The 26,396-nt window shown below is 71.5% G+C and carries 18 protein-coding genes; 15 read left to right on the top strand and 3 right to left on the bottom strand.

Annotation, left to right across the window (positions count from 1 at the left end; translation table 11 throughout):
• Nucleotides 1-183 precede the first annotated feature (183 nt).
• Nucleotides 184-1,152, top strand: a complete 969-nt coding sequence (locus ACLJWH_RS32685; protein WP_411145388.1) for a hypothetical protein — start codon at nt 184-186, stop codon at nt 1,150-1,152.
• Between the two features lie 180 nt (nt 1,153-1,332).
• Here the strand turns inward: ACLJWH_RS32685 and ACLJWH_RS32680 are convergent, their stop codons facing one another.
• Nucleotides 1,333-3,999 (bottom strand): DUF6350 family protein, encoded by a 2,667-nt coding sequence (locus ACLJWH_RS32680; protein ID WP_411145387.1) that lies wholly within the window; start codon nt 3,997-3,999, stop codon nt 1,333-1,335.
• A 113-nt stretch (nt 4,000-4,112) separates the two neighbouring features.
• Here ACLJWH_RS32680 and ACLJWH_RS32675 point away from each other — a divergent pair, with 113 nt between their 5' ends.
• The gene (locus ACLJWH_RS32675; protein WP_411145386.1) at nt 4,113-5,291 is read left to right on the top strand and encodes a hypothetical protein; all 1,179 of its coding nucleotides are present in this window, start codon (nt 4,113-4,115) and stop codon (nt 5,289-5,291) included.
• Between the two features lie 87 nt (nt 5,292-5,378).
• On the opposite strand, the gene sucD is transcribed toward ACLJWH_RS32675, so the two are convergent.
• Both sucD and sucC read right to left on the bottom strand, forming a co-directional pair.
• Nucleotides 5,379-6,263, bottom strand: a complete 885-nt coding sequence (gene sucD / locus ACLJWH_RS32670) for a succinate--CoA ligase subunit alpha (RefSeq protein ID WP_052859554.1) — start codon at nt 6,261-6,263, stop codon at nt 5,379-5,381.
• Between the two features lie 19 nt (nt 6,264-6,282).
• Entirely contained in the window at nt 6,283-7,458 is a 1,176-nt protein-coding gene (gene sucC / locus ACLJWH_RS32665) for an ADP-forming succinate--CoA ligase subunit beta (RefSeq protein ID WP_411145385.1), read from the bottom strand.
• Between the two features lie 767 nt (nt 7,459-8,225).
• Between sucC and ACLJWH_RS32660 the strand changes: the two genes are divergently transcribed.
• The 13 genes from ACLJWH_RS32660 (at nt 8,226) to ACLJWH_RS32600 (ending at nt 26,381) form a co-directional block, all read left to right on the top strand.
• Nucleotides 8,226-10,082 (top strand): phage tail sheath family protein, encoded by a 1,857-nt coding sequence (locus ACLJWH_RS32660; RefSeq protein ID WP_411145384.1) that lies wholly within the window; start codon nt 8,226-8,228, stop codon nt 10,080-10,082.
• Between the two features lie 157 nt (nt 10,083-10,239).
• On the top strand, nt 10,240-10,764 hold the full coding sequence (locus tag ACLJWH_RS32655) for a phage tail protein (protein ID WP_411145383.1): 525 nt from the start codon (nt 10,240-10,242) through the stop codon (nt 10,762-10,764).
• A 44-nt stretch (nt 10,765-10,808) separates the two neighbouring features.
• Entirely contained in the window at nt 10,809-11,591 is a 783-nt protein-coding gene (locus ACLJWH_RS32650; RefSeq protein ID WP_411145382.1) for a hypothetical protein, read from the top strand.
• Nucleotides 11,584-12,336 carry a hypothetical protein gene (locus ACLJWH_RS32645; RefSeq protein ID WP_411145381.1) on the top strand — a complete coding sequence of 251 codons (753 nt, stop codon included), beginning with the start codon at nt 11,584-11,586 and terminating at the stop codon, nt 12,334-12,336. The genes ACLJWH_RS32650 and ACLJWH_RS32645 overlap by 8 nt, the downstream gene beginning before the upstream one ends.
• Nucleotides 12,337-12,340: 4 nt before the next feature.
• Nucleotides 12,341-13,363: a DUF4255 domain-containing protein gene (locus tag ACLJWH_RS32640; protein WP_411145380.1), complete on the top strand. Its 1,023-nt coding sequence runs from the start codon at nt 12,341-12,343 to the stop codon at nt 13,361-13,363.
• A 33-nt stretch (nt 13,364-13,396) separates the two neighbouring features.
• The gene (locus tag ACLJWH_RS32635; protein WP_411145379.1) at nt 13,397-15,517 is read left to right on the top strand and encodes an ATP-binding protein; all 2,121 of its coding nucleotides are present in this window, start codon (nt 13,397-13,399) and stop codon (nt 15,515-15,517) included.
• Nucleotides 15,518-15,525: 8 nt separating this feature from the next.
• The gene (locus ACLJWH_RS32630) at nt 15,526-15,987 is read left to right on the top strand and encodes a hypothetical protein (protein WP_411145378.1); all 462 of its coding nucleotides are present in this window, start codon (nt 15,526-15,528) and stop codon (nt 15,985-15,987) included.
• The gene (locus ACLJWH_RS32625; protein WP_411145377.1) at nt 15,984-22,775 is read left to right on the top strand and encodes a DUF4157 domain-containing protein; all 6,792 of its coding nucleotides are present in this window, start codon (nt 15,984-15,986) and stop codon (nt 22,773-22,775) included. Before ACLJWH_RS32630 ends, ACLJWH_RS32625 begins: the two co-directional genes overlap by 4 nt.
• Nucleotides 22,776-22,789: 14 nt before the next feature.
• A complete protein-coding gene (locus ACLJWH_RS32620; protein WP_411145376.1) occupies nt 22,790-23,476 on the top strand; it encodes a hypothetical protein in 687 nt (228 codons plus the stop codon).
• Nucleotides 23,473-24,141, top strand: a complete 669-nt coding sequence (locus ACLJWH_RS32615; RefSeq protein ID WP_411145375.1) for a hypothetical protein — start codon at nt 23,473-23,475, stop codon at nt 24,139-24,141. The genes ACLJWH_RS32620 and ACLJWH_RS32615 overlap by 4 nt, the downstream gene beginning before the upstream one ends.
• Before the next feature lie 3 nt (nt 24,142-24,144).
• Nucleotides 24,145-24,528 (top strand): hypothetical protein, encoded by a 384-nt coding sequence (locus ACLJWH_RS32610; protein ID WP_411145374.1) that lies wholly within the window; start codon nt 24,145-24,147, stop codon nt 24,526-24,528.
• Nucleotides 24,521-25,663 (top strand): hypothetical protein, encoded by a 1,143-nt coding sequence (locus tag ACLJWH_RS32605; protein WP_411145373.1) that lies wholly within the window; start codon nt 24,521-24,523, stop codon nt 25,661-25,663. The genes ACLJWH_RS32610 and ACLJWH_RS32605 overlap by 8 nt, the downstream gene beginning before the upstream one ends.
• A gap of 193 nt (nt 25,664-25,856) precedes the next feature.
• Complete coding sequence (locus tag ACLJWH_RS32600) at nt 25,857-26,381, top strand: phage baseplate assembly protein V (protein ID WP_411145372.1); 525 nt, start codon at nt 25,857-25,859, stop codon at nt 26,379-26,381.
• Nucleotides 26,382-26,396 lie beyond the last annotated feature (15 nt).

Here is a 26,396-nt window from a genome sequence, read left to right as displayed (position 1 = left end):
TACGGGGAACCCTACGAAGGCGCCGACCGTCAGCAACGATACCGGCACTCCGGACGGCCCCCACGGGACGGGGGCGGGCGCGGGAGGTAGCGTCGGGCGTGAGAACGCATGCAGTTCGTGGTAATCGTCCGCCCGGCCCACCCGCCGGGCGGTCGGCCAAGACAAGGGGAAGACACACTCCAGATGCCGGACCGACGCCGCCGCGCGGCCCTCCTCCCTCCCCCCGCTACCGCCGGGTGGTACCCCCAGCCCGCCATCGCGCCCGGGGTGGTTCTGCTGCCACGTGAGCGCAAGTCGTCGTCCTCCCCGGACTCGCCCGCCCCCGACTCACCGGTCGCCCCGGACACCACCGGCGCCCCGGGCGACCCGGATTCCTCCACGCGTCCCGCCCCCTCCGCTCCCGACCGGGACAACCCCTTCGCCGCGCCGCCGGCCGGCACCCCCGACCAGGAATGGCGGCCACGCCGCGCCGCCTCGCACGGCCAGGGCGGCGACGGCGACGGCGACGGCGACAAAGAGCAGCCGCCGTCGGACGAACCGACCCCGACCTGGGGCAGCCAGTGGAGCAGCCGGCAGCCGGGCCGGCAGGGCGGCGGATTCGGGTCCCGGCCCGGTTCCCGCAACGGATCGCAGGGCGGCGGCCAGGGCGGCCCCGGACAGGGCGGGCCCGGCGGCGGCCTGCGCTGGGATCCCACCGACCCGGCCCAGCGCCGCGCGCGCTACGCCCTGCTCGCCGGTATGTGGGCGTTCTTCTTCGTGCTCTTCAGCCTGCCGGAGGTGTCCCTGCTGCTGGGCGCGCTGGCGATCTACTGGGGCATCAGCTCCCTGCGCGCCAAGCCGAACCCCGAGAAGTCGGCCGCGGCGGCGACCACCGCCGCGATGGAGGGCCGCCCCGCGCCCACGGCCACCCCGGAGCAGTCCGGCGGTACGCCGTCCGCACCGGCCACCGCCCGGCCGCAGCGGACCGCGGCCATCGCCGGTGTGGTGGTCGCCTCGGTGGCGCTGGTGATGGTGGCCGCGACCTTCACCGTGCAGCTGGTCTACCGCGACTACTTCACCTGCGTGCACGACTCCCTGACCCAGTCGGCGAGCAAGTCCTGCGAGAACCTCCTCCCCAAGGAGCTGCGCCCGCTGCTGACCCCGCAGGAGTAGGCCGGGGGCCGGTCAGCTCCGGCTCCGGCTTCAGCTCCGGCTCCGGCTCCGGCTTCGGCTTCGGCTTCAGCTCCGGCTTCGGCCCCGACTCCGACTCCAGCTTCGGCTTCGGCTCCAGCTCCGGCCCCGACTCCGACTCCGACTCCGACTCCAGCTTCGGCTTCAGCTCCGGCTCCGGCTTCAGCTCCGGGAAGCGCCGGCCGGGCGTTCGCCGGTCGCGCCCGGGGGCCGGCCCGGGACCTGGGGCGTGGCCTCGGGTACGGATGCGGGCGGGACCGCGGCGGGCGTCGCGCCGGCCGGTGCCGCGGCGGCGGCCGCGCGGCGACGGAAGGCCGGGCGGACCGGCCGCCAGGTACGGGGGTCACGGAGGCGGCGGGGCCGGTGATGGGTGCCGGTCGCGGCCGGGGGCTCGTTCGTCTCGCGCTCCGCTCCCGCGGGCTCGGCCTTCTTCCGCTTCCGTCCCCCAGCGGTCCCGTCCTTCTCGCGCTTCTTTTTCCCGGGCTCGGCCTTCTTGGCCGAGCCTTTCTCGGCCGCGGCCGCCTTCACTGTGGCCTTCTTGATCGCCCCCTTCTTGATCGCACCCTTCTTGATCTCGGCTCCCGTGGCCTTGGCTTCCGCGGGCTTGGCTTCCGCGGGCTTGGCTTCCGCGGGCTTGGCTTCCGTGGCCTCGTCCTTCTTGGGGCCGGTGGGCGGGGCGGGGATGAGCGGTACGGGCGGTACGGCCCGCACGGTCCCGGTGGCGGGTACGGCCCGCGCGGTCCCGGTGGCAGGCACGGCCCGCGCAGTCCCGGTGGCAGGTACGGCCCGCGCAGTCCCGGTGGCAGGCACGGCCCGCACGGTCGCGGTGGCGGGTACGGCCCGCACGGTCCCGGTGGCAGGCACGGCCCGCACGGTCCCGGTGGCAGGCACGGCCCGCACGGTCCCGGTGGCAGGCACGGCCCGCGCAGTCCCGGTGGCAGGCACGGCCCGCGCAGTCCCGGTGGCAGGCACGGCCCGCGCAGTCCCGGTGGCAGGCACGGCCCGCGCAGTCCCGGTGGCAGGCACGGCCCGCGCGGTCGCGGCGCCCGACACCGCCTCGGCGGCCGGTTTCCGGTGGCGCCGCCGGAACGGGACCAGGGACCGGGAGAGGCGCCGGAACCGGCCCGCCGCCTTCCGGGCTCCGGCGGCCCGCACCGCGCCCCCGGCCTTCCCGACCGCCTTGGCCCGCTCGACCACCTTGGCCCGCTGAGCCCTCACGCCCCCCTTGGCCCCCGCGCTCCCGTTGGCCTTCCCAGCCCTCCCAGCCTTCCCAGCCTTCCCCGCCTTCCCGGTCTCCCCCGCCTTCCGGTTCTCCCCGCTCTCCCCAGCCTCTTCGGCCTCTTCGGCCTCCCTGTCGCGCTCGGCTTTCCCGGCCCGCTCGGCTTTCCCAGGCCGCTCGGCCTTCCCGGCCCCTCCGGCCGCCCGGCCGGCCGAGCGCAGGCCGGACGCGCGGAGCACCAGGGCGCCCGGGATGCCGATCAGCGCCGTCCAGGCCGCCGCCGCGAGGCCCGTGAACCACCAGTCCGGGCCGAAAGCGGCGAGCGCCCTGGTACCTAGCGCCCCGCCGGACACCGCCGCGAGCACCGCCATCGCCGCTCCGCAGCCGACGGCCCCGACCGCCGCCGCGGCCGCGGTCGTCCACCACGCCCAGGGCCGGTACGTGCCACCCGGCCCGGCCCCGGCACCGCCCGTCGCGCCGGACCCGTCCCCCGGAGCGCGCCCGGTCCGGGCGTCCGGCCCGGCCGCGGTGCCGGGCCCCGATGCGGAATGTGCCACCCGCCGGGCGAGCAGCACCCCGGCGGCCACCGGCACCACGGCGACCGCCCAGGTCAGCGGGCGGCCCGCGCCCGCGTCCGGCAGCGCGCCGAGCAGCGGGAAGTACGGCAGCCGCGGATACCCGGCCGTGCCCAGCGGCCCGACCAGGCTGCCCGCGCCGACCGTGAAGCCCGGCCCCAGTCCGTAGGCGGCGCCCCAGACGGCCGCGTTCGGGAACAGCGCGAGGCAGAGCAGCAGCACCGTGCAGCGTCCCGCCCAGTCCGTCGCCAGCCGCAGCAGACCGTGGCGGACCTCGCCCGCGTGCAGGCCGAGGGAGAGGAGGGTGAGCAGCGCACCGGCGATCAGCAGCGCGACGGTGGCGGCGGTGGCGGCCCGGCACGCCGTGGCGAGCCAGGGGGCCGCGACGACGGCCCGAACACCGTCCCGCAGACCGGCTGGGATACGCCGTACCGCGAGGAGCCGCAGGCCGACCCCGGCACCCCCCAGGACGCGCCAGGCGGTGCCGGCGAAGGTGACGAGCGCGGTGCCCGGTACGCACAGCAGGGCGCTGAGCGGTACGACGCGCAGCGGGCCGGTCGAGGCGTACAGCACCGCACCGGCCGCGACCAGCAGATAGCCGGCCAGCAGCCCGCCGAGCCGGGCGAGCGCACCGGTCCGCCCGGCGGCCGCGGCGGTGCGGTCCTCGTCAGCCGTCGCCAGGGTGTGGCGGGCCGCGCGGTGCAGCAGCCAGACCGGCAGCACGGTCAGCAGCAGCGGCGTCAGCGCGACCGGAACGGCCGTGCCCGCGTGCGTTCCGGGCCGCACGAGATCGCCGCCGTGGGCGAGCAGCCACAGGTCGGCGGCGATGTGCAGCGCGGCGGACGGGTCGCCGTCGGGGTAGGGCGCCACGATCCAGACCAGCAGTACGGCGACGGCGAGCGCGCCCAGCCCGAGGCCGGCCGCCAGCACCCCGCCGATGAGGGCGGCGCCGATGGCGGAGGAGCGCTGCGCGGCGGTTCGGCCCTGCGAGGACAGCGTCGGGCCACGATCGGTCAACGGACTCACATCGCTCACAGCGCCATGCTGCCAAGAACACCCGTTTCATCCACGCAATGAGCAAATGCCCGATGTGTCGCTCAATATATGTTTATACGCATTTTGTCGGGCATCTGTGTGGAGAGACAGGCATGACTCAGCGCAAGCAGCGGACCCAGCAGCGGTCGCGACAGGCCCAACAGGCCCATCAGTCGCCACCGCGCGCCGCTGCGTGCCCGGCCCCGGAGCAGCATCCGGCCGAGAACAGCGAGCGGTGGGAGAGGAAAGAAAAGAGAGAAAAGAGAGAAAAGAGAGAGAAGAGGGAGCGGAAGGAGACGCGGGAGAGGGGCCGGGAGCGCAGGGCGGCCGCGGCCGCCGAGGCCCGTGCGAAGCGGCGGCGGCGACCGGAGCCGACGGCGGCACCGTCTCCCGTCGCCGCTTCCGCTCCCCCCGGCTCCGACCGGGCCGGTGCCGCGTTCGACGCCCTCTACACCCGGCACGCCGTCACGCTGATACGGCAGGTCTATCTGCTCACCGGGCGGCCCCGGTTCGCGCGGGAGGCGGTCGAGTGGGCGTTCCGGCTGGCGTGGCAGCGATGGCCGGAGGTGGCGGTGGACCCGGACCCGGCGGGGTGGGTGCGGGTGGCGGCGTACGACTACGCGCTGTCGCCGTGGCACCGGCTGCGCCCCGGGCACCGGGTCCCCGAGAGGCCGGCACGCGAGGCGCCCGAGACGCCGCCCGACCGGCCCGACGACCGCGCGCTGCTGAACGCGCTGCTGCGCCTGCCCGCCCCGTACCGCCGCGCGCTGGTGCTGCACGACGGCGTGGGGCTCGGGCTGTACGAGATGGCCGCCGAGGTCGAGGCGAGTACCCCCGCGGCGGCCGGGCGGCTGACCCATGCGCGCACCTGGGTCGCGCTGCGGCGGCCGGAGCTGGAGCTCTACGAGCTGCCGCCGGTGCGGCAGGGCGAGATCCTGCACACCCGGTTCACCCAGCTGGCCGTCGCGCAGCGGGTGACGCCGACGGCCCCGCGGACGGTACGGGCCGACAGCGAGCGCGGCACCCGGCGCGTCACCCGTGGCGCGTTCGGGGTGACCGGGCTGCTCGCCGCCGTGACCGGGCTGGTGCTGATCATCGCGCCGGACGGTTACACCCCGCCGCCCGAGGTGCCCGTCGCGACCCTGCCCACCACCGTGCCGGACGCGGACGCCACCCCCGGCGAGTGGGCCGGGCACGACGGCGGGCCGCGGCCGGGCGGACCGGGCTCCCCGGAGGAGGCGGTGGTCCAGAACCTGCCGCCGGGCGCCCGCCTCACCCCGGAGTTCCGGTAGGCGGAACGGCCGCGGGCCCGTACCCCTGAGGGGTACGGGCCCGCGGCCGTGAGCGCCGGACAGGTCCGGCAGCGCCGGGAGGGCGCGTCAGCCGACGAGGATCTCGCGCGCCAGGCGGGCGGTCTCCGACGGGGTCTTGCCGACCTTGACGCCGGCGGCCTCCAGGGCCTCCTTCTTCGCCTGGGCGGTGCCGGAGGAGCCGGAGACGATGGCGCCGGCGTGGCCCATGGTCTTGCCCTCGGGCGCGGTGAAGCCCGCGACGTAGCCGACGACCGGCTTGGTGACGTTGGCCTTGATGAAGTCGGCCGCACGCTCCTCGGCGTCGCCGCCGATCTCGCCGATCATCACGATCAGGTCGGTGTCGGGGTCGGCCTCGAACGCCTTGAGGGCGTCGATGTGCGTGGTGCCGATGACCGGGTCGCCACCGATGCCGACGGCGGACGAGAAGCCGATGTCACGCAGCTCGTACATCATCTGGTAGGTCAGCGTGCCGGACTTGGACACGAGACCGATGCGGCCGGGCTTGGTGATGTCGCCCGGGATGATGCCGGCGTTGGACTGGCCGGGGGTGATCAGGCCGGGGCAGTTCGGGCCGATGATCCGGGTCTTGTTGCCCTTGGCGCCGGCGTACGCCCAGAAGGCGGCGGAGTCGTGCACCGCGATGCCCTCGGTGATGACGACGGCCAGCGGGATCTCGGCGTCGATGGCCTCGACGACGGCGGCCTTGGCGAAGGCCGGCGGCACGAAGAGGACGGACACATCGGCGCCCGTCTTCTCCATCGCTTCCTTGACGCTGCCGAAGACGGGTACCTCGGTGCCGTCGAAGTCGACGGAGGTGCCGGCCTTGCGCGGGTTCACGCCGCCGACGATGTTGGTGCCGTCACCGAGCATCAGCTTGGTGTGCTTCATGCCGGTGGCACCGGTCATCCCCTGGACGATGACCTTGCTGTCCTTGGTGAGGAAGATAGCCATGGTGTGGAGTCCTGGTCCCTTACTTCGCAGCCGCGAGCTCGGCGGCCTTGTCGGCCGCGCCGTCCATGGTGTCCACGCGCTGAACGAGCGGGTGGTTGGCGTCGGACAGGATCTTGCGACCCAGCTCCGCGTTGTTGCCGTCGAGGCGCACGACCAGCGGCTTGCTGACGTCCTCACCCTTGGACTTGAGCAGCTCCAGGGCCTGGACGATGCCGTTGGCGACCTCGTCGCAGGCGGTGATGCCACCGAAGACGTTGACGAAGACGGACTTGACGTCCGGGTCGCCGAGGATGATCTCCAGGCCGTTCGCCATGACCTCGGCGGAGGCGCCGCCACCGATGTCGAGGAAGTTGGCGGGCTTGACGTTGCCGTGGTTCTCACCGGCGTACGCGACGACGTCCAGGGTGCTCATGACGAGCCCGGCGCCGTTGCCGATGATGCCGACCTCGCCGTCGAGCTTGACGTAGTTCAGGCCCTTGGCCTTGGCCGCGGCTTCGAGCGGGTTGGCCGCTGCCTTGTCCTCCAGCGCGTCGTGCTCGGGCTGGCGGAAGTCGGCGTTCTCGTCGAGGGAGACCTTGCCGTCCAGGGCGATGATCTTGCCGTCGCCCGACTTGATCAGCGGGTTGACCTCGACAAGGAGGGCGTCCTCCTTGATGAAGACGGTCCACAGCTGCTGGAGGACCTCGGCGACCTGGTCGGCGATCTCGGCCGGGAACTTCGCGGCAGCGACGATCTCGGCGGCCTTCTCCGGGGTGCAGCCCTCGTTGGCGTCGACCGGGATCTTGGCCAGCGCTTCGGGGTTCTCCTCCGCGACGACCTCGATCTCCACGCCGCCCTCGACGGACGCCATGGCGAGGAAGGTGCGGTTGGTGCGGTCCAGCAGGAAGGAGACGTAGTACTCCTCCGCGATGTCCGCGGTCTGGGCCAGCATCACCTTGTGGACCGTGTGGCCCTTGATGTCCATGCCCAGGATCTGGTCCGCCTTGGCGACCGCGTCGGCCGCGTCGGTGGCCAGCTTCACACCGCCGGCCTTGCCGCGGCCGCCGACCTTGACCTGCGCCTTGACGACGGCCTTGCCGCCCAGCCGCTCGGTCACCTCGCGCGCCGCCTCAGGCGTGTCGATGACTTCACCGGCCAGCACCGGTACACCGTGCTTGGCGAAGAGGTCCCTCGCCTGGTACTCGAACAGGTCCACGCGCGTCCGTCCCTTGTCTACTCTGAATCGCCGTAGTGATCGCGGTTCGTTGTCTGCATGGGCGTGCCGCGAAGGGCAACGTGACGGCGCTGTCACAGGGGAGGCGTACACGGTGACCGGATACGCGGCATGTCCGTCTTGCAGGTTATCGCCGCAGGACCTAGGTCCCTAAATCGCAGATCACACTCCAGCGGTGATAACAGTCACAGATCCTTTGGCCGGGCCCGCCCCGGACCTGCCATGGGCCGGTCGCGGAGGGGCCCCCGGCCGGCTTTCGATGGCGGCCCGGCCGCGCCCCGCTCCCGTCCGCTCTCGTCCGCGCCACCCGCGCCGGTGAGCGCCGTACGCCGTACGCCGCATCCGGTGCGGCATGTCCCGTACGGCTCCCGTACCGCACACCCGCGGTTCCGCTTCGGGTGGCGCGGCGAACCCTTGGAGAAGAACGTGCGACGCACCCTCACAACACCTCCGCACAGGGTGTCCGAATGACTCCTTGACCGCCCAACTCCCCACAGCCCAGACTGCGTTGAGAAATTGCGCATCACTTACGCATCAAGAGTCACAAGCTTCGGGCTTGGTCCCGTGCAGACCGGTCGGCAGATCGATCCGCGCCGGATACAGACGGGGGAACTTGATGGGTGCCGGGGGCGGCGCGGTCGGCAGGGGGTGACCGCGGACTCGTCCGCGCCCACCGCTCTCCCCTTTTCTCGGCCTTTCCCGATTTCTTGGTGTCCGCACACTCGGTGCCTGAAGGGATTGGAGAGGGAATGCCGACACAGCCGACACAAACGACCTATCCCGGCGTCTATGTCGAAGAGCTTCCCAGCAGCGTCCACAGCATCACCACCGTCACGACATCCGTGACCGCCTTCATCGGCCACACCCGGCGCGGCCCGCTCAACCGGCCGGTGCGGGTCACCAGCTTCGCCGAATTCGAGCGCCGCTTCGGCGGTCTGACCGCACGGAGTCCGGTCGGCTACGCCGTCCACCAGTTCTTCGGCAACGGCGGCACCGTCGCGGTGATCGTCCGGGTCACCAAGGCCGGCACCGGCAAGGAAGCCTGCGCCACCCTGGAGTCCACCGAGGGCCACAGCCGGTGCCCGGTGCTGGAGGTGCACGCCAAGGAGCCGGGCAGCTGGGGCTCGGGCCTCCGGCTGGCCGTGGACCACGACACCCCGCACCCCCACGAGACCTTCGACCTCCGGATCCTGGACGCGCACGGCACCACCCACGAGACCTTCTCCGGCCTGTCCATGGATCCCGGCCACGGCCGGTACGCCGAGACCGTGATCAACGCGGACTCGGCGCTGATCCGCGTCGAGGCCGTCGGCGAGGACCGGCCCGACCCCTCCGGTACGGTCTCGAAGGCGTTCCACCACGAACTCCCCGACCTGAACGTCGAGTTGACCGTGAAGATCGGGGAGGTGGAGCGCGAGTTCACGCTCTACGACCCGGACTGCGACGGCGCGCCGCCCTGCGATGTCGCCGAGCTGGCGCTGCTGCTCGAACACAAGCTGCGCGCGCTGCCCGACGCCCCCGGCAAGCACGCCTTCGCGGGCGCCGAGGTCATCGCCTTCGGGCGCCGTATCCAGGTGGTCGCCGGGTCCACCGACCCCCGCGACGTGGTGCGCTTCCTCGGCGAATGCGCCAACGACCTCGGCCTGGAGGCGTCCGTCAACCCGCCGGTCTTCCCGCTCCACGGCGGCGCGGACGGCGAGCCGCCGGGGCCGCGCGACCTCATCGGCAGCGAGGCCCGCAAGAGCGGCCTCCAGGCGCTGCGCGAGGTGCCCGACGTCAACCTGCTCGCGCTGCCGGAGCTGGCGTCGTACGAGTCCACCGAGGACATGCTCACCGTGCTCTCGGCGGCCGAACGGCTCTGCCAGGAACGGCGGATCTTCCTGCTCGTCGACGCGCCCGCCGGCTGGGGCGGGGTGGACGCCGCCCGTGCCGGGATCGCCGCGTTCGCACCGGTCCGCAGCGACCACGCCGGTCTGTACTTCCCGCACCTCCAGCTCACCGACCCGCTCACCGGGCGGCTGCGCTCCTTCCCTCCGTCCGGCGCCGTCGCGGGGGTCATCGCCCGTACGGACAGCGAGCGCGGGGTGTGGAAGGCGCCGGCCGGCACCGCGGCGCGGCTGGCCGGGGTGCACTCGCTCACCGTCAAGCTCACCGACCGGGACAACGGGCTGCTCAACCCGCTCGGCGTGAACTGTCTGCGCACCTTCCCGATGGCCGGCCCGCTGATCTGGGGCGCGCGCACCCTGGCGGGCGCGGACGCGCTGGAGAGCGAGTGGAAGTACGTACCGGTGCGGCGGCTCGCGCTGCATATAGAGGAGAGCCTGCTGCGCGGCCTGCGGTGGGTGGTCTTCGAGCCCAACGACGAGCAGCTGTGGCAGCAGATCCGGCTGAACGTCTCGGGCTATCTGCACTCGCTGTTCGAGAAGGGCGCGTTCCAGGGCGGCACCCCGCGCCAGGCGTACTTCGTCAAATGCGACAAGGACACCACGACCGCCGCGGACATCGAGCGCGGTGTCGTCAACGTCGTGGTCGGCATCGCGCCGGTCCGGCCCGCGGAGTTCGTGGTCGTCACGATCCAGCAGCTGGCCGGGCAGTTCGACGGCTAGGGAAGCGCGGCGGGCAAGGGCACGGGCCGGACGTCCGGACGGCGGACCGGACGTGCGGCGGAACGACGTACGGCCGACCGGACGTGCGGACAGAGGACGTGCAGGCAGCCGGACAGGCGGGCAGCGGACCTGCCGGCAGAGGACGTGAAGGAATCCGATGGCTGAGTTTCAGATCAACGCCCATCGCTTCGACCCGTACAAGAACTTCAAGTTCCTGGTCCTGTGGGACGGTCGTACGGTCGCGGGCATCAGCAAGATCAGCCCGCTGAAGCGCACCACCGAGGTCGTCAAGCACCGCAACGGCGGCGACCCCAGTTCCCCGCGCAAATCACCGGGCCGTTCGGAGTTCGAGGGCATCACCCTGGAGCGCGGGGTCACCCACGACCCGGAGTTCGACCGCTGGGCCAACAAGGTCTGGCAGGTCGGCGCCGGACTCGGCTCCGAGGTGTCGCTCGCCGACTTCCGCAAGGACCTCGTCATCCAGGTCCTCAACGAGGCCGGGCAGGTCGCCGTCTCGCACAAGATCTACCGGGCCTGGCCGAGCGAGTACCAGGTCCTGGGCGAGCTGGACGCCAACGCCAACGCGGTCGCCATCCAGAGCCTGAAGCTGGAGTGCGAGGGCTGGGAGCGGGACTACGAGGTGCCGGAACCGCAGGAACCGTCGTTCACCAATCCGGCCTGAGCCGGTCCGTACGGCAGGTGAAGTCACGGCACTAGAGGTGAGGAATGACGGTCACCGGGCCCGCGGAACTGCTGGCCACCTGGGAGGCCGGGCTGGCCCGGCAGGGCGGCGGCCGGGCCCTGCTGCTGCACCGGGCGGCCCGCCCCGGGGCGGACACCGACGCGCTGCTGTCGGTGCCGCTCGGGGAGCGGGCGGCCGATCTCTTCGCGCTGCGCCGAACGCTGTTCGGCGACCGGATGCAGGTCACGCTCGACTGCGCGGACGCGGAGTGCGGGGCGGCGATGGAGTTCGACCTGGACGCCGGGGAACTGGGCGCCGTACGCCCGGTGGTGCCCGAGGGCGGGCTGCGGGTGACGGAAGGGGACTGGGTGGTGGAGTTCCGGCTGCCCGGCGCCGCGGATCTCGCGGCCGTCGCCGCGGCAGCCACAGCCGTCACGGACGTCACGGATGCCACGGATGCCACGGACACCCGGCGGCTGTTGGCGGCGCGGTGTGCGGTCTCGGCGGTGCGGGGCGGCCGGGCGGCGACGGCGGCCGAGGTCCGGCGGCTCCCGGAACCGGTGCTGAAGCGGTTCGCCGAGGCGGCCGAAGCGGCCGACCCCGGCGCCGAGCTGACGCTGGCCATCGCCTGCCCGGAGTGCGGCGCGGCCACCTCGGCGGAGCTGGACATCGCCGCGTACCTGTGGACCGAACTGGACGCATGGGCGCGCGAGGTGCTCCTGGACGTCCATCTGCTCGCCTCGGCCTACGGCTGGAGCGAGCCCCAGATCCTGGCCCTGAGCCCGCAGCGGCGCCGCTACTACCTGGAGCTGTGCGCGGATGCCTGACGAACCCGACGACTACTTCGGCCGCCTGCTGGCGCGGCACGCCCCGGCGCCCCCGGACGGACTTCCGGGGGCCGCGGGGGGCCGGCGCACGCTCGTGCGGCCGCGGCTGCCGGGCCCGTTCGAGCGGGTGACGACGCTGCCGGGCGCGGCGGCGGAGCCGGACGGACCGGAGCCGCCGTATCCGGGGGCGGCGGCGCGGACCTCGCCGCCCGCCGGTCCACCGGTGCGGTACGAGCGGGAGGTCAGGACGAGCGAACGGGAGACCGTGCTGCGCGGCGAGGCATCACGGCGCGGCGAACCCGAACCCGCCGCGCATCAACTCCCGGCCGCCGAACCCTTGTTACATCCCGCCGTATCGCCTGCCGCCGGGCCGCCGCACACCGCGCGGGACGTCGTCCGTCCACCACGGCGGACGCGGCCCGCCGACGGGGACGGGCCCGCGCCCACGGCGGCACCCGCGCCCGCCCGGCCCGGCCCGGACGCGGGGCCACGCGTCGTCACCCCGGCGCTCCGGCCGCGCACGGACGAGGCGCGCGCAGCCCGCGGCGCCGCGCGGACCACGGCTGCCGGGCGGCGCGGGCAGCGTCCGGCCGAGCGGGTGGTGCACATCCAGATCGGGCGGCTGGAGGTCAGCGCGGCGGGCCCGGACCGGCCCGCGGCGGGCGGGCGGCCGACGCGTACGGAACGCCGGGGGCCGTCGCTGAGCCTCGCGGAGTACCTGTCCCGCGACGAGATGAGGAACTGACGTCATGAGCAACGCACTCGCCGTCGCGACGGTCACCCAGGCCCTTGCGCTGCTGATCGAGCACAACCTCCACCCCGAGATCGACATGGCCGTCTCGGTGGAGACCCGTAAACCGCCGGCCGACCCGCCGGCCGACCCGACGGTCACGGTCTTCCTCTACCAGGTCACGCACAACTCCTCGATGGGCAACAACGATCTGGTCACCCGGGCCTCGGACGGCACCCTGCTGAAGCGGGCCGCGGCGGCGGTCGACCTGAACTTCCTGATCAGCGCGTACGGCGAGGAGACGGAGCTGGTCGGGCAGCGGCTGATCGGCAGCGTGGTCCGCACGCTGCACGAGATACCGGTGCTGCCGAAGGACCTGATCGAGGAGGCGGCCCAGCGGCCCTATCTGGCGGGCAGCGATCTCGCCGAGTCGCTCCAGAAGGTGCGCTTCACGCCGACGCAGATGGACGTCGACGAGACCTCGAAGCTCTGGGGGATGCTCAACAACACGCCGTATGCGCTGTCGGTGGTGTACCAGGCGTCGCTGGTGCTGCTCGACGGCCACCAGAAGCCGGTGCCGGCCAGGCCGGTGCAGCGGCCGGAGGTGACGGTGGTGCCGGAGGTGCCAGAGGTCCCGGTGGTGCCGGAGGTTGCCCCGGTGCCGGTGGGGGCGCGCGTGGCTCCGCCGGAGGGGGGCGCGGTGGGCGCGGAGGCGGCGGCGTCGGCGGACGCTCCGGTGGCTACGGAGGCTCCGGCGGGTACGGACGCTTCGGCGGGCGCCGCGAAGAGGGTCGCGAAGCGGACCGTGAAGAAGGTGGCCCCGGGCGGTGAACCCGCCGCGTCCGGCCCTGCGGGCGAAGGTTCCGGCGCCCGTTCCCGCCCCCGTCCCCGTACGCGGGCACGTAAAGCGGCCGGGGACGCGGGCGGTGCCGACGGGGCGGGCGGTTCGCGCGGGCCGGGCGGATACGAGGGTTCGCGGGGGTCGGACGGTCCAGGCGGCTCGGCCGACCCGGGCCGTACCGACGACGGCAAGGGGCGCTGAGGCCCGGTGCGGGGAACGGGGGCGGCGAAGGACATGGACAGTGGCGACGGCAGGCCGCCGGGCGGGGCGGGCGGCGACCCGGACGGCGCGGCGCTGGCGGCGGCCGTACGGTCCGTACTGGCGCGCCTGGACGCCCATGCCGCGCGCGCCCGCGGGAAGGCGCCGACCGGCCCGGCCGAGCCGACGGGGAGCGCGGGCGAGACGGCCGATGGGTACGCGCCGACGGGCACCGACGAGGCCACGGGCACGGACGAGCCGACGGGCGCGAAGGAGCCGACGGGCGCGGACCGGCCGGACCGCCCCCCGACCGCCACGACCCCGGCCCCGGCCCCGGCCCCGGCAGCCACACCCGGCACACCCCCCACCCTCGACACCCTCACCACCTGCTTCGGCCTGACCCCCTTCGAGCGCGACATCATCCTGCTGACCGCCGCCGCCGAGCTGGACCCGACCACCGACGCCCGCTGCGCCACCGCCGCCGGGGACCCCGCCCGTGCGTACCCCACCTTCTCCCTCGCCCTGGCCGCCCTCGGCGAACCGCACTGGACCGCCCTCACCCCGGTCGCCCCGCTACGCCGTTGGCGGCTGATCGAGCTGGCGGACGAGACCCGGCTCACCACCACCCGGCTACGCCTCGACGAGCGCATCCTGCACTTCCTCGTCGGCTCGCCGTACCTGGACGCCAGGCTGCACGGCCTGCTGCGCCGCACCACCGCCCCCGAGACCCTCCCGCCGTCGTACGACGTGGCCGCGCACCGCGTCGCGGCGGGCTGGGCGGGCGCCGGTCCGGACGCCCCGTTACGCGTCGAGCTGGTCGGCGGCGATCTCCGCTCCCGCGCCGATATCGCGGCGGCCGCCGCCCGCCGTTCGGGGCTCGGCCTGTACTCCATGGCCGCCGACGACATACCGGCCGACGCCGCGGACCGCGACCGGCTCGCCCGCCTCTGGCAGCGCGAGGCGATCCTGCTCCCCGCCGCCCTGCTGATCGAGGTCGGCGAGCTGGACCGCGAGCAGCACGCCGCCGCGGACGCCTTCATCGCGGGCGCGGCCGTCCCCCTGGTCGTCGCCGCCCCGGAACCCCGCCGGACGGGCCGGCCGCGCGGCGAGCGCGTCACCGTGCCGAAACTCTCCGACGAGGAACAGCTGGAGCTGTGGACGACCGCCTTCGCCGGTATCCCCGGCCTGTCCACCCGCCAACTCTCCTCCCTGGTGGCCCAGTTCCAGCTCCCGCCGCATGTCGTACGGTCCGCCGCCGCCACCGTGCGCCGCGACCTGCCGACCGCCGGGGCCCCGGACGCCGCCGGGCTCGCCTGGCAGGCGGGGCTCACCGAGGCGCGGATGGGCCTGGACGAGCTGGGCCGCCGGATCGAGCCGCGCGCGGGCTGGGACGATCTCGTACTCGCCGACCGCCAGCTGCGCATCCTCCAGGAGGTCGTCGCGCACGTACGGCAGCGCAGCACCGTCTACCAGGACTGGGGCTTCGCCGAGACCCTCCGCAGCGGCCTCGGTGTCACCGCGCTCTTCGCCGGTGGTTCCGGCACCGGCAAGACGCTGGCCGCCGAAGTCATGGCCAGGGAACTGGGCCTGGATCTCTTCATCATCGATCTCTCGCAGGTCGTCAGCAAATACATCGGCGAGACCGAGAAGAACCTCAGCAGGGTCTTCGACGCGGCCGAGCGGGGCGGCGCGCTACTCCTCTTCGACGAAGCGGACGCCCTCTTCGGCAAGCGCAGCGAGGTCAAGGACAGCCACGACCGCTACGCCAACCTGGAGGTCAGCTACCTCCTGATGCGGATGGAGGCGTATCGCGGCCTGGCCGTCCTCACCACCAACATGAAGAAGGCCCTGGACTCCGCCTTCATGCGCCGGATCCGCTTCGTCGTCGACTTCCCCTTCCCGGGCGAGCGGGAACGGTCGGAAATCTGGCGCCGGGTGCTGCCCGCGCGGGCCCCCATGAAGGGCATCGACCCGGCGCTGCTCGCCCAGCTCACCGTCGCCGGCGGCTCGATCCGCAATATCGCCCTCTCCGGGGCCTTCCTCGCCGCCGAAGAGGGCGACCACCTCCAGATGCGCCACATGCTGGCCGCCGCCCGCACCGAATACCTGAAGCTGGAACGCTCCTTGACGCCGTCGGAGGTCCACGGATGGGTCTGAATCCACGGATGGGTCCGAACGAGGCCGGAAGCCAGGCCGGACACCGGGCCGGGGGCGAGGCCGGACACCGGGCCGGGAGCGAGGCCGGGCACCGGGTCGACAGCACGGCCGGGAACACGGCCGGGAACGCGGTGCGGGGGTCCGCGGCGGACGGGCAAGGGCAGTCGCGAAGGCCGCGACAGGGGCAGCTGTCCGCACCGCACACCTTCCGTATCGACATCGGCGAACTGGTCCTCGACGGCTTCGATTCCCGTATCGACCCGGACCGCGTATCGGCCGCGTTCCAGAGCGAGTTGACCCGTCTCGTACGGGAGCGGGGCGTGCCGCTGGCGGCCGACGGGGCGGGCGTCACGCTGGACGGTCTCGCCGGGCTGCCCCCGCTGCCCGCCACCACCTCCCCCGTACGGATCGGTGAGGCGCTGGCCCGCGCCGTCCACGCGGGGCTCGCGGGGCGGGGTGAGGGCCGATGAGTACGGCACGGTCCGCGACCCAGGACACCCAGGCGGCCCGCCACGAGAAGCGCCGTAAGCGCAAGGAGCGCGCCGGGTCACGGGCGCCCGAACCGAAGAACATCGTCAGCGGCGCCGGACAGCCGCTGGACCTGAGCGTCCGGCGGGAGCTTGAGGAGCAGCTCGGCCACGACTTCAGCCAGGTCCGCCTGCACACCGACCGGGACTCCGGGCAGCTGGCGGAACTGATGGGCGCGGACGCCTTCGCCGTCGGCCGGGACATCTTCTTCCGGGAGGGCACCTACCGGCCCGGGACGGCCGACGGGCAGCGGCTGCTGGCGCACGAGCTGCTGCACACCGTCCAGAATCCGCACGGCCTGGGCACCCTGCGGGCGGGCCGCGACCTGGGTGCGGTCAGCCTGCCGCAGGAGGCGGCGGAACGGGAGGCGGAGGGGGCGGCGCAGGAGTCCGTGCGGGCGGCGATGCTCGGGGCCGTACGGGAGGAGCCCGCCGCAGATATCGGGCCGGGGCAGGCGACGCCGGGGTGGCTGCGGTACGCGACGGTGGACGCGGACCGGCGGTGGGCGGAGCTGGTGGATCCGGCGACGTTGGTGGATCGGCTGGCGAACTCCGTGGTGCGGTCGGTGCGGGGTGATCCGGAGGACCGGTCGAAGCGCACCCGTATGCAACTCGCCCGCCTTCCCGAGGAGTTGCAGGACGCGGTTCTCGACCGCCTGGAGAGCCGGCTGCTCAGCTCGGAGCACGAGCGGGTGCTCGACCTCGTCGCGGAGATCGAGGCCGATGACGAGCTGGAGCAGAACTCGCTCGACGCGCCGGCCGTCGAGACGGATCCGGCCGAGGAGCTGCGGTTCACGCGCGAGAGCGAGCGGCGGGCGGCCGAGGAGCTGCGAGCAGAGGAGGAGCAGCCGTCGGTGGCGCCAGGGCCGGAGAAGGACCGGTCGGAGGCGGAGGGCGCCGCCGGGAGTACGCCGCGGAACGGCGGCACCCGGGAGGACGGGAGCACGCCGCGGGGTGGGGACGGGCCGGAGGGCACGGGGACGACGGCCGGGGCGCCGGGCGGCGGGGCGCGGCAGCAGTCTTCGGGTCCGTCGTCGAGTCCCTCGGGTCCGTCGGGTCCGTCGGGTCCTTCCTCGGCTTCGTCGTCGGCTCCGTCGTCGGCTCCGTCGTCGGCTTCGGGAGGGCAGGGCGCGGATCAGGCCGCGGATCAGGGTGCGGCCGGGGGTGCGAAGTCCTCGGACGGGCAGTCCCCGGGCAGCCGGTCCGCTGACGGGAAGTCGGCAGCCGGGACGTCCGCGGGCGGGCAGCAGGGTGGCGAGAAGAAGGACACCGGGGCCGAGGAGGGCAAGGAAGGCGCCGACGAGCAGGGCACCCCGGTCGCGGGGAAGGAGGAGTCCGCCGCCAAGAACCGTCCGGGGGCGGTCGATCCGCTGGTGGCGGGGCAGCAGCTGCGCCCCGAGGACAGGCGCGGGCAGGACAGGTCCGTGGGCTCGCCGATGGCGGCGGGCCCCGGCGCGCAGCCGCCCGGGGCGGTCAGCACGCTGGACGGCGTACGCAGCCAGGATCTCGACGGTCCGGAGGAGGCGCCCGACGAGGATCCGTTCGGGGCCGGCAGCGAGTCGGAGGTGGCGGTCGGGGGCGGGGAGCCGAGCGCCTGGGACGTCACGCTCCAGCCGGACGACTATCTGCCCGCACAGGACCTCGATGTGTCCGCCGTACCGACCGCGGACACGCTGGACCCCGCCTCGTCCGCCGATGCGGCGCTCCCGTCGTTCCCCGCTCCCCCGCCGACCCGGGCGGACAAGGTGCAGGCCGAGCGGGACGCGGAGGACGCCGAGGACGCGGCGGCGGAGGCCGGGCCCGAGGAGGACACCGCCGACGCCGACGGGCCCGCCGGTACGGGGCTGTCGGACGCGGCGTACGAGGCGGGCGGCCCCGCAGGCGGACCGGACGACGCCATGGCGCCGGATCGGACCGCCGAGGCGCGGACGGGGCCGGGCGCGGCACCGAAGGACCCGAAGAGCGGCGCCGACCCGGCGGCCGGACCCGTCGCCGCGCAGGTCACGGTCGAGGAGGCACCGGGCACCGCGGGGACCGGCGGCGGGCCCGGGGAGCAGGCGGCCAAGGAGGAACAGGGCACTCCGGCCGGGGGCGAGACGTCGGGGGGCGGGCAGGAGAAGGGCTCGCAGCAGGCCGCCGGCGGTACCTCCGCGGCGGGTGGTGCGACCGCGACCGCGACGGGTGGCGCGACCGCGACAGGTGGGAAGCCGGCGGAGTCGGCTCCGGCGCAGTCGGCTCCAGCGGGCAACGGCGCGCCGGCGGCGAGCACGCAGGCATCCTCGTCGGCAGCAGGCACACAGGCGTCCTCACCGGCCCGGGACAGCCATGTCTCCGGCGGCTCCAACGCGGACACCTCCGGTGGGGCGAGCGGTGACGCGGCCGCCGGGGCGCGGCGTGCGCCGTCCGGCGGGAGTACGGCGAAGGCCGGGCCGGAGCCTCGTACGGAGGGTGCGACGGGCACGGCGTCGGCGCCTGCCCCCGCGCAGCAGGGTGGTACGGCTCCGGACGCCGCCGCGCAGGCCGCGCCCGCCGCGCAGGCCGCACCGGAGCACCGGGCCGCGGCGGCCGGGCCGGCTCCCGTCGCCCAGGGGGCGGGAGGTGGCGGGGGCGGTGGCGGCAGTGCGGCCGTCCCGGTCAAGAAGAGCCAGAAGGACTCCGGGCCGGCCCCGAACCTCGCGAACGTGTCGCCGGAGGCCGGACTGTCCACGGCCGCAAAGCTCAAACCGCACAAGGCACTTGAGGCCATGGGCGGGGTGGGCGGCGCGGTGGACCGTACGGTCGGCGACGAGCACAAGTCGCTCGCCGCGGCGCCGCCCACGATGCAGCGTCCGGCGGGTGCGCCGCAGACCCTCCAGGGGAAGCCGAAGGCCGGCGCCCCGGCGCAGTACGACCAGGGTGCGCCGCAGCGGTCGGAGGCTCCCGAGGAGGAGAAGGCCGAGGTCACGGGTGCCAAGGAGCCCGAGGGCCAGATCGAGGCGGAGAAGGCCGAGGAGCCGAGCGGCTGGCAGACCTTCAAGATGGCCCTGGGCTTCGGCCTGGGCTGGCTCGCGGAGAAGGTCGGCATCACAGTCGACAAGCAGAAGCTGGCCGCCAAGTTCGCAGGGCTGCCGACACAGGACGAGGCGCTCAAGAAGGCCCAGGCGGGCCAGGCGCCGGGCGTGCAGATGCAGGGCGCCGCCGGCGAGAAGGCCGACGAGCAGGGCGCAGCCGTCGACACCAAGGGTCAGCAGACCATCGCGACGGGACGGGACGACACGGGCCGTCCGATGGGTGAGGACCAGGTCTACCCGGATGCGCCCAAGGAGCGGATGGCCGCGAAGGTGCCGGGGCAGCAGGGCGGCCAGGGCGGTGCGCCCGGGGGCGGCGCGGCTACGGGAGCCGTACCTCCCGAGGCGGCCTCCGAAGTGGCGGAGCACGAGCGCGGGCCGCAGTTCCAGGCCGCGTTCGGCGAGGGTCAGAAGAGCATGTCCCAGGGCCGCCAGACCAAGGACCGGGACTCCCGCGACGCGCAGGAGAAGCACAAGAAGCAGGTCGATACCGAGATCTCGGCCAACACCAAGAGCCAGGCGGGCGAGCGCGAGAAGGCGATGACCGATGTCACCGGTCATCGCGACGACTGGCGCAAGGAGCAGGACGAGGAGCTCAAGAAGCTCGGCACCAAGAAGACCGAGCGGCACGAGAAGGTCCGCAAGGACGTCAAGGACAAGGAGGAGAACACCGACAAGGACGTCACGACGGAGAAGGAGAGCGGCGACAAGAAGATCCAGGACGAGAACACCAAGGCCGAGGACGACGCCAAGAAGAAGCGCGACGACAGTGTCGACGAGTCGGGCAACTGGGTCAGCAAAGCCTTCGACTGGATCAAACAAAAAGTCATCGAGATCAAGAACGCGATCGTCAAGGTCATCAAGGACGCGCGTGCGGCGGTCGTCGGCTTCATCAAGCACTTCAAGGAGACGGTCGAGCGCTGGATCCGCGAGGCGCGCAAAGCCATCGTCGACGCGATCAAGAGCCTCATCAACGACCTGGTCGAATTCGCCAAGTCGATGGTGCGGGCGGTCCTCGAACTGGCCCGCCGGATCAGAAAGCTGATCACGGACCTCATCTCCGCCGCGATCGCCCTCGTCAACAAGCTCGCCACCATGCTGAAGCAGGTCATCACCGATCTGCTGAACGCCATCGGCAAGCTGCTGAGCGGCATTCTGGACATCCTCAAGCAGCTGCTTCAGGCCGCGGTCAAGGCGGTCGTGGACGCGGTGAAGGCGGTGCTGGCCTTCGCCTCCAAGCTGCTGAGCGCGCTCGGCGACTGGATGCTCATCGCGGTCGATTTCCTCTCCGACCCGGGCGGCTGGCTGAGCGGCGCCAAGAACTCGGCGGTGGACGGCGCGAAGAACCATCTGTTCGCGGAGGTCTCGTCGGCCGTCAAACAGTGGTTCAAGGACAAGATCCAGGAGATCATCGGCGTCCCGAAGGCCATCCTGGACAAGCTGCTCAACGGCGGCTTCACACTCGACGGCATCGTCAAGGAAGCCTGGGACGCGGTACTCCCCCAACTCCCGGTCATCATCGGCGACCTGGTGATGACCAAGGTCGTCGCCAAGCTGATCCCGGGCGCGGGGTGGGTGATGGCGGTCATCGACGCCATCCGCACGGCCTGGGGCGCCCTGAGCGCGATCCTGCGCGCCCTGACCATGGTCCTCGACTGGCTGAAGGCCGTCCGCCTCGGCGGCGCCGGCCTCCTCTTCGCCAAGGCCGTCGCGGCCGGCGTGGTCGCCCTCCTCGAAGTCCTCTACCAGTGGCTGCTGAACGGCATCGGCAAGTACGTCGCCAAGGTGGGCCAGCGGCTGAAGGGTGTCGCCGCCCGGCTCGGCAAGGGCTTCGGCAAGGAGGGCCGGGGCGGTGGCAGGAAGGGCGCGGCCGGCGAGGACTCAGGAGGCCGGGGCGGCGACAAGAAGCCCCAGCACCAGGAACCGTCCAAGGAACCCGCCCCGAAGGCCCCCGGCGCCCCGGCCACCCGCCCGGCGACCACCAAACCCCGCCCCGGCGAAAAACCCGACCTCACCAAGCCCACCTCGCACGGCCACCCGGAAAAGGAACCGGCCCCCGGCAAGCCCAGCCCCGAGACGGCCCCCGGCAAAAAGCCGACCGGCAACGACAAAAACGGCAAGCCCAAGACCAACGCCGACGAGAAGCCGGACACCCGCCCGACCCCGTCCCCCAAGCCCAAGCCGGAACCCAAACCAAATCCCAAGCCCGAACCGGAACCAAAGCCCAAGCCGAAGGGAGAGTCCCCGAACAAGCCCAAGGACGGGGAGAAGGGGCCCAGCAAGCCCAAGGAAGACGAAAATCCGTCCACCAAGCCCACCCCCAAGGAAGACGACAAGGGTCCCGGCAAGCCCAAACCCAACAAGGAGCCCGACGCCCCCCACACCCCCAAGACCAAGCATCCGGCCGAAGACCCCAAGAACCCCAAGCACAAGCCGGAAAACGAACACGACCCTAAGAAACCGAAGCACAGCGAGGAGGGTGACCCAAAGAAGCCCCGTCACAGGGAAGACGACAAGGGCCCGAAAAAGCCGGGGCACGAGAAGCCCAGAAGCAAGAACCCGTTCAAGAACAAGAAGAACAAGAAGGATCAACGAAAGAAGAAGGAAGACTCGGAAGAGTCGAAACGCGACCGCCTGAGGAAGATCATCACAAAGATCCGACGCACCCTGCAAAGCAAGCTCAAGGGCAACGGAATGCAGGAGATCGCATTCCGCGAACTGCTCGCAGGAGAGCGGGAGTGGTACCGACTGTCAGCACTGGAAGGCACCGGGAATCCGGAGGTTTCCGTAATCGCCCGACTCAACCCTCAAGGAATGGTCATCGTTGGTGAACGGGTCAACCAAAGGATTCAGCTCGACAAGGTGGAAGAAGACGGTCTACCCAAACCGGAACTCCCCATCTTCCACCAGGGCAAGGCCAGTCAAATGACGGCTAACTTCCTCAGCAAGCATGTGAAGAATACGGGCCAGATCGCCAGCGATGCAGAGCGTGGGAACCATCCGGAAGGATGGGCATACGTCAAGAATCACCGGCTTTCGGATAATACAGGGTGGGTGCGTATGCACCTCATCCCCGAGGCCATCGGGGGAATGGCCACCGACAACAATCTGGTGCCGGCCCGCAACATCATGAACGGCGATTTCAAGACCGCCGTGGAACGCCCGGCCTATGACGCCATGCCCAATCCGGAAGAGATGGTCTGGTTCCACTCCAATGTCCAGTTCCACACCGGAGGCACGACCCAATCTCCGGACGGATACCCCGAGGGGTTCCCTAGCTCGATGGAATCGAGCTACGGCGGGTATCGCAGGCTTAACGGCGAGCCGCGTGATAAGCGAAGCTCCTGGCTCCGCGAGCCCGCAAAGAAGACGATACGGCGCGGAAACATCCCCCTGCCCGGCAAGGACGAGCAAAACAAGCTCTTCATCAACCAAGCCGGAGAGGACAGCATCTATACCGCATCCGGAGAGATCTCGATCACCGTTGCCCGCTACATAGCAGGAAAGGACGCCAACGGCAAGACATTCGGTACGCGACCTGTCTACAACGGCATTCCAGACATCGGAAAAGCCGTCCTCGCCGCCCACCCCCGCATGCAAGCCAAAACGAGGAGGGACCTCTGGAGGGCCATAGTGAATCTCAAGAAAATCGAGAAAGAAATCGACTGGCGAACATTCCAGTAGGAAAGGAATCCGAATTGCCGTCAAGCGAAGATCGGTTCTCGGTACGCAGCTCCCGCGCCGTAAAAGAATTGATCGATTCTCCCGGCTTCAATGTCGAGGTCCGCCCTCCGGATCCGTCAATCACCCTCCCAGCCGATCACCTGGAGGTCCGCACGACACTGCTGAAGTATGTTGCGCCGTCTGTAGCGGAAGATCTCCAAGAGCATTACTTCCCGGTAGACGAAATTCACGCATCCTGGGACTCCACTGGACAACCGCGGGCCAGTGGCGAACTATGCCTGACCAACATTCTCATTTGCCTGACGCGCTGGCAGGCACCTCTGGGGGACAGCACACTGGCACGATCCGACCAAGAGGTTCTGGCAAGCCTTAAAGTAGTGGATCAGGAACCATTTTCCGGAACCGGGCGAGTAACGGGTATTCGCATCACCAGCAGAGACACGGAACCCGAGATCTGGTACCACGACACGCCCCGGTCACGCCTTACCCGCATGGAATTGAGTTACGGGGCATACGCAGAAACCGCACTCGCCACCAAGGGAGCCTTCGGCTGGCAGTACCTCTTTACCGATGTCAATTTGAGTAGCCCAGAATTCCATGCGGCTTCCCGGAATCTAGGGGAAAGCCTTGCGCTATTTTCTGAAGCCTTCCCCCAGTACGACTATGTCCCCCTCGTGAACCGCCTGGAGGCCCGCCTATGACCCGCTACGCCGACATCCCCAAACCCATCCGCTCCGGATTAGTCGTCGTCGACCCCGAGCTCGGCATCCCCCAGCGCGTCATCGTGCTGCAATTCAACCCGGACGCGCTGGAGCGGTCCGTGGCGCCGCAGGCGGCCGGTGGGGAGGGGGACAGCGGTGGCGGGGGGAGCGGGAGCGGGGACCGGAACGAGGCGCTGCGGCTCAAAGGGCCCGCGCAGGAGACGTGGAAGTTCACCGCGGAGATCGACGCCACCGATCAGCTCGACGTAGCGGCGCCGGACGGGATTCATCCGGAGTTGGCGGTCCTGGAGATGCTGGTGCAGCCGACCATCGCGCAGCTTCTGGCGGCGTCGAAGCTGACCAAGAAGGGGACCATCGAGATCAGTCCGATAGAGATGCCGTTGACGCTGTTCACGTGGGGCAGTAAGCGGGTGATGCCGGTGAGACTGACCGAGTTGTCCGTCAACGAGTCGGCGTTCGATGTGAACCTCAATCCGATACGGGCCTCGCTGAGTATCGGGATGAAGGTGCTGACGGTGAGTGATCTGCCGGCCGGGCACCCCGGGGCCGCGCTGTATCTGGCGCATCTCGCGCAGAAAGAGCAGTTGGCGCGGAAAGCGCTGGGCGGGTCGTTGGCGCAGTTGGGGTTGGGGAGGGGGATCTGAGGCATGGGCATCGAGCCGTATGAGAGTGCGTTGGACGACGTGCCGGGGGCGCATCCGTATCCGCGGAGCAGTCGGTACGCGGGGATCGGGATCGGGGTGCACACGATGCCCGACGGGACCGAAGTGCGGTATGCGAAGCGGCGGTTGCTGCCGCCGTTGGGGGAAGCCGCCGAGGGGGCGGTGGCTCATACGGTGAGCAGCGGTGAGCGGCCCGATCAGCTCGGGCAGCGGTATTTCGGGGATCCGGGGCAGTGGTGGCGGATCGCGGACGCCAATCCGGTACTGGATCCACGGGAGTTGACGGACGAGCCGGGCGCGGAGACAGCCGTTCCATTGGCGGGTGGATTCCCTGGCGGGATGGGTGGGCCGGGGGTGCGGAATGGGTGAGGACCAGCCGGTCGGGCAGGGGCCGATTCACCTCTCGCTGTACATGGGTCCGAAGCTGACGCGGCTGGTTCCACAGGAGGTGGTGGAAGCGCTGCTCTCGGCGCAGATCACCAGTACGGCGGGCGAGCGGAGCGGGTTTCAGCTGGCGTTCGACCTGACGAAGAAGGGGGCGATCGTCGAACGGCTGCTGCCGGAGGGTTTCTTCGACCCGAAGACCAGGGTGATTCTGACCGTCGCCGTCAAGGGGACGCCGGCGGTGCTGCTGGACGGGGTGATCGTCCGCCATGAGGTGGGGGCCAGCAATCAGCCCGGACAGACGACACTCACCATCACGGGAGAAGACCTGACGCTGCTGATGGATCTGGAGGAGCGGACGGACCGGTATCCGAATCTGGCGCCGTCGCAGCGGGTGGAGCGGATTCTGGGGAAGTACGCCGATTACGGGATCGACGCCCGGATCATTCGCGAGCAGATCCCGCAGCCGCCGCGGGAGCAGGTGCGGGTCGATTACCAGACGGGGACCGATCTTCAGTATGTGAATGACCTGGCGCGGGCGAACGGCTACACGTTCTATCTGGATCCGGGTCCGGTGCCGGGGCGGTCGACGGCGTTCTGGGGGCCGGAGCAGCGGCTCGGGCAGCGGCAGCACGCCTTGCACGTGAATATGGACGCGAATTCGACGGTGGATCAGCTGACGTTCGCGTACGACGGGACGGCGCGGGAGGAGCCGCAGGCCCGGGTGCAGGATCCGGTGACGCGGCAGGCGCCGTTGCTGGCGCCGCCCGATATCAGTCCGCTGCGGCCGCCGCTCGGGTTGCGGGGATCGCCGGCGCTCAAGCGGCGGACGCTGAGCGGGACGGCGAAGAAGGATGAGGGGCTGGCGAAGGCGGAGGCCCTGGGGCGGGCAGCCACGAGCGCCGATGCCATCTCGGGCTCCGGGTCGCTGGATGTCACCCGGCACGGATATGTGCTGCGGCCACGGGAGTTGGTGGGGGTACGGGGCGCCGGGGTCACGTATGACGGTGACTATTACGTGAAGACGGTGACGCATAATCTGCGGCCCGGTTCGTACCAGCAGAACTTCACGCTGTCGAGGGAGGGTCTGATCGCCCGCAGCGACACCGTGCGGCCGTAATCCCACACCGCGGAGCCATAACCCCGCACCGCTCGTACCCGGAGGGCCGTCACACAAGCGCGCCGCAACACACGCAAGCAGAGGCCCACGGCCCCACTCATACGCAGAGTCCTATGAGGTCCACAAGGTCTATGAGGTCCACAAGGTCCATGAGGTCCATCAAGGCAGAGTCCCCTAAGGAGAGAAGCCGCGCATGGCTGCTGCATCGAACAACCGCTTTCTCGGCAAGTTCCGCGGCCGAGTGGCGGCGAATGACGACCCGATGGGCGTCGGGCGGCTGAGAGTTCAGGTTCCGGATGTGCTGGGGGACGAGACCTCCACCTGGGCGCTGCCCTGTTTTCCGTTCACGGGAGAGCAGGCGGGGCAGGTGGTGGTGCCGTCCGTCGGGGCGGGTGTCTGGGTGGAGTTCGAGCAGGGGGATCCCAGTTTCCCGGTGTGGACCGGGTGTTGGTACGGGCGGCGCGAGGAGCTGCCGGAGGATGCGCGGACCGATCCCGCGACGGCGCATCCCGTCGTGATACAGACGCCCGGAAAGCACAAGATCGTGATGTCGGATGTGCCCAGCAACGGAATTCTGCTGGAGGCGCCGGGCGGCGCGTACGTGAAGATCGATGCGACGGGTGTCCATATCAACAACGGGCTCGGTGCGTCGATTTCGGTGATCGGCGATCAAGTTGACATCAATGAGGGCCGGTTGACCGTGCCCAAGAAGCGATAGCCGGATCGGGGAGTG

This window comes from Streptomyces sp. x-80 (assembly GCF_046549095.1).
GTDB classification, from domain to species: Bacteria; Actinomycetota; Actinomycetes; order Streptomycetales; family Streptomycetaceae; genus Streptomyces; species Streptomyces celluloflavus.
Note: the sequence above shows the minus strand (reverse complement) of the source record. Positions and strands in the feature narration are given on the sequence as shown.